Origin of the sequence: Streptomyces hainanensis (assembly GCF_004348415.1) — a bacterium.
Taxonomy (GTDB): Bacteria; Actinomycetota; Actinomycetes; order Streptomycetales; family Streptomycetaceae; genus Streptomyces; species Streptomyces hainanensis.
In genome coordinates this window covers 1-3,780 of sequence record NZ_SMKI01000615.1, presented here as the reverse complement: position 1 = coordinate 3,780, position 3,780 = coordinate 1, and the positions used below count along the sequence as shown (strand labels likewise).

At 71.7% G+C, this 3,780-nt stretch carries 4 protein-coding genes and 1 pseudogene; all 5 read left to right on the top strand.

Features of this window, described 5'->3' with window-relative positions; genetic code table 11:
- Positions 1 to 201, top strand: a pseudogene (locus E1283_RS33550) (extensin); the annotation flags it as partial.
- A 57-nt stretch (positions 202 to 258) separates the two neighbouring features.
- Entirely contained in the window at positions 259 to 684 is a 426-nt protein-coding gene (locus E1283_RS33545; RefSeq protein WP_132821942.1) for a phage tail protein, read from the top strand.
- A gap of 70 nt (positions 685 to 754) precedes the next feature.
- Entirely contained in the window at positions 755 to 1,477 is a 723-nt protein-coding gene (locus E1283_RS33540) for a CIS tube protein (protein ID WP_132821941.1), read from the top strand.
- Complete coding sequence (locus tag E1283_RS33535) at positions 1,477 to 3,327, top strand: VgrG-related protein (protein WP_132821940.1); 1,851 nt, start codon at positions 1,477 to 1,479, stop codon at positions 3,325 to 3,327. Before E1283_RS33540 ends, E1283_RS33535 begins: the two co-directional genes overlap by 1 nt.
- A complete protein-coding gene (locus E1283_RS33530; RefSeq protein WP_132821939.1) occupies positions 3,327 to 3,752 on the top strand; it encodes a GPW/gp25 family protein in 426 nt (141 codons plus the stop codon). The genes E1283_RS33535 and E1283_RS33530 overlap by 1 nt, the downstream gene beginning before the upstream one ends.
- The last annotated feature ends 28 nt before the right edge of the window (positions 3,753 to 3,780 follow it).

Below are 3,780 nucleotides of genomic sequence, written 5' to 3'. Positions count from 1 at the left end.
CCCCGGCCCCCGCGCACCGCCTCGCGGTCCGCGGAGCGAGAGGCGCCCCCGCCAGCGGCGGGCTTCGATCCGCGCGCGCTCACCCCCCGCCAACTCGACGAGCTCACCCACCGGCTCACCGGCCGCATCACCCGCCTGCTGCGCGCGGAGCTGCGCCAGGACCGCGAGCGGATCGGACAACTCCGCGACACCCGCCGCTGACCTCCAGCCGACCCGGCAGCCCCGGCAGCCCCGGCACGAACGAAAGGTCCACCCACGATGCCCCAGGAACTCGACCCAGGCACCTCGCTCTTCTTCAACCTCAGCATCGACGGCGAGAGCCTGGGCCGCTTCAACGAGTGTGAGGGGCTGTCCTCCCAGGTGGAGATCGAGCAGCGTCAGGAGGGCGGCAACAACGGCTTCGTCTGGCAGCTGCCGACCCGTGTCAGCTTCTCCACGATCCGGCTGACCCGCCCGCTCACCCCGGAGACCGCGAAGGTCGCCAAGTGGATCTCCTCCATCCAGACGGGGATCACGCGCCCCACCGCGCAGATCAGGGCGCTCCGCGCCGACGGGTCCGAGGTCGCGCGCTGGGGGCTGATCGACGTGCTGCCGGTCAGCTGGCAGGGGCCCACCTTCAACCCGGCGAACCCGGCCGTGGCCACGGAGATCCTGGAGATCACCCACCACGGATTCACCGACTGAACCGGACGCCGAAGGACCCCAACGGACCCCAACGGAACCCAGACGACCGAGAAGAAGGACCGCACCAGCCATGCCCACGGGAAACGGAGGCGCGGGCAGGAGCCTCGTCCGCGCCACGCTCGCCATCCACGAACCCCCCACCGGCTACAGCACCACCCCCGGCGGGCTCGTCAAGACCCTCACGCTCGACTTCAACCCGGTGCAGCTGGCCCTCAGCCGCCGCGCCAACTGGGCGGTCACCCCGACCGCGGCCGTGCGCGACGGCTCGCTGCCCGAGTACCTCGGCCCCGAGCCCCGCGAGATGAGTGTCGAGGTCTTCCTCGACTCCTCGGAGGAGCCAGAAGGCAACTCCGTGATGCAGAAGGTGAGGGCGCTGATGGAGTGCTGCGAGACGACCGCGAGGAGCGTCGCCGCCAAACAGCCGTCGCCGCCGTGGGTCGTGTTCCAGTGGGGCTCGTTCGCCACGGCCCGCTTCACGGCGTACGTCTCCTCCGTCGAGGCCAATTACACCCTCTTCGGCACCACCGGCGTGCCGATCCGCGCCACCTGCCAGGTGAACATCCACGAGATCCCCAGCACGACCGGCGGACAGAACCCGACGTCCGGCGCCCTCACCGCGCGGCGGGTGCACCGGGTCGTCGCGGGCGACTCGCTGCCGTCGATCGCGTGGCGCGAGTACGGCGCGGCCGCCGCGTGGCGGTCGATAGCCGAGGCCAACGACATCGACGACCCCGCCGCCCTGCGGACCGGCACCGAACTGATGCTGCCGGCCGCCGAGGAGGTGACCTACTGATGTCGCAGCGGTCGTTCTCCAACGTCGCCCACGTCTCCATCGGCGGCCGGGTGCTGACGGGCGAGGCGGCCCGGCAGCTCGTCGACGTCTCGGTCGATCAGGGCATGGGCGTGCCCGCCGCGTTCCAGCTGACCTTCCGGGACCAGCAGCGCACACTGCTCGGCCTGTTGGGCGTGACGTTCGGCGACCCGGTGGAGATCTCCCCGGTCGCCGCCGGGCGCGGCACCGCGGATCCGCTCCTGACCGGCGAGGTCACGGGCCTGGAGATCGAGTACGACGGCACCGGCACGTTCACCGTCGTCCGCGGCTACGACAGCGGCTTCCGCCTGATGCGGCAACGCCGGGTGGTGGCGTACCGCAACCAGCGCGCCTCCGACATCGCCCGCAGGCTGGCCGGCCTGGACGGCGTGACCGTCGGCCGGATCGACGCGACGACGACGGTGTACGAGTTCGTCAGCCAGGGGGGCGTCACCGACTGGGACTTCCTCGGGCGGCTCGCCGCCGAGAACGGGATGGTGATGTCCATCGACGCGCGCGGCGAGTTCCAGTTCGTCAACCCCAGGCCGGCCTCCGGCGCGCCCTCGCCGCGGACGAACAGCCAGACCACCCCCTTCGTGCTCGGCCGCACCGACATCCTGCGGCTGCGGGCCGGCGTCACCGCCGCGGACCAGGTCAGCAGGGTCGAGTCGCGCGGCTGGGACGTCGTCGGAAAGCGGCGGATCATCGGCACCTCGTCGGCCGCCACCGACCCCGGCATCGACATCGGCAGCACCCCGCAGGCGGCGACGGCCCGGTTCCGGCCCGTCACCCTGGTGGAGACCGGGACCCCGTACGACCAGGACCCCGAGGTCAGGCACGCCGCCGCGGCGCTCGCCGGCGACGTCACCTCGTCCTTCGCCGAGGTGGAGGTCATCGCGCTCGGTACGCCGAAGTTGCGGGCGGGCGTCCCGGTGGCGCTCGCCGACGTGGGCGAGCCCTTCGAGGGCAAGTACACCGCGACCTCCGTCCGGCACGTGTTCGGCGACGGCCACTACGAGGCGTGGGTGACCGTCAGCGGGCGGCAGTGGCGTTCGCTGTACGGGCTCGCCTCGGGCGGGGGCGGCGGCGCGGGGACCGAGTCGCGGCTGCCCGGCGTGGCCAACGCGCTCGTCACCGACGTGCGGGACCCGCTGAAGCAGGGGCGGGTGAAGCTGGAGTTCCCGTGGCTGGACGACAGGTACGTCAGCGACTGGACCCGGGTGGTGCAGTGGGGCGGCAAGGGTGGCGGCGGGATCTTCCCGCTGGACGTCGGCGACGAGGTGCTGGTGGCGTTCGACCGCGGCGCCCTCGACCACCCCTTCGTCATCGGCGGTCTTTACAACGGCAGGGACAAGCCGACCGACGTGCCGGACGTGCCGCTCCACGACGGGCTGCGGAGGCTGGCGGCCCGGCACACCCTCTCCGACCGCACCGGCAACCGCGTCGACCTGCTCAGCCAGCAGACCGGGGCCGCCAAGCGGGGGGTGCGACTGGCGACCGGCAACGACCGGTTGGTCATCAACCTCGACCGGACGAAGACCGAGATCAGCATCGACAGCAAGGGGGCCGTCAGCATCACGGGCAGCCGGTCGGTGTCGGTGGAGGCCGGCACGGACCTCTCGCTGAGCGCCCGGCGCAAGCTGTCCATCAGCAGCGGCGGAACGCTCAGTATCGAGGGCCGCGGGCCCGTCAACGTCAGGTCGCTCGCCGGCCCGGTCGCGGTGAACTCCGCGATCGCCGTCAGCCTGAAGGCCGCCGCCACGACGATGACCGTGCAGGTGCCGGCCGTCACCGTGGTCCCGCCCCTGATCAACAAGATGCCGGTGGTGTGATGGCCGAGCAGTTCGTCGGGTCCGGCTGGACGTTCCCGCTCCGCATCTCCCCGACCGGCGGCATCGCCCTGGTCGGCGGGGATCAGGAGATCGAGGAGGCCATGCGCCTGGTGCTGGCCACCGCGCCGGGCGAGCGGCCGATGCGTCCCGAGTTCGGCTGTGCCATCCACGACATGGTCTTCGCACCGGTCAACGAGCAGACCGCGGGCCGCATCCAGCACGAGGTGTACGCCAGCCTCGACCGCTGGGAGCCGCGGATCGAGGTCCACGACGTCGAGGTCACCGCAGGCGGCGACCAGAGCGTGCTGTACATCGACGTCCGCTACGCCATCCGCGGCACCAACAACCCGCGCAGCCTCGTCTTCCCCTTCTACGTCATCCCGTCCCACGACGAGCCGGACAACTCCGCCGGCCCGGATCTGTGAAAGCGACCCGACCTGTCTCTTATACACA

What these genes read in the sequence shown, in the direction of transcription:
- E1283_RS33535 (WP_132821940.1), top strand. Translation starts at nt 1,477, where the DNA reads ATGTCGCAGCGGTCGTTCTCCAACGTCGCCCACGTCTCCATCGGCGGC.
- E1283_RS33545 (WP_132821942.1), top strand. Translation starts at nt 259, where the DNA reads ATGCCCCAGGAACTCGACCCAGGCACCTCGCTCTTCTTCAACCTCAGC.
- E1283_RS33530 (WP_132821939.1), top strand. Translation starts at nt 3,327, where the DNA reads ATGGCCGAGCAGTTCGTCGGGTCCGGCTGGACGTTCCCGCTCCGCATC.
- E1283_RS33540 (WP_132821941.1), top strand. Translation starts at nt 755, where the DNA reads ATGCCCACGGGAAACGGAGGCGCGGGCAGGAGCCTCGTCCGCGCCACG.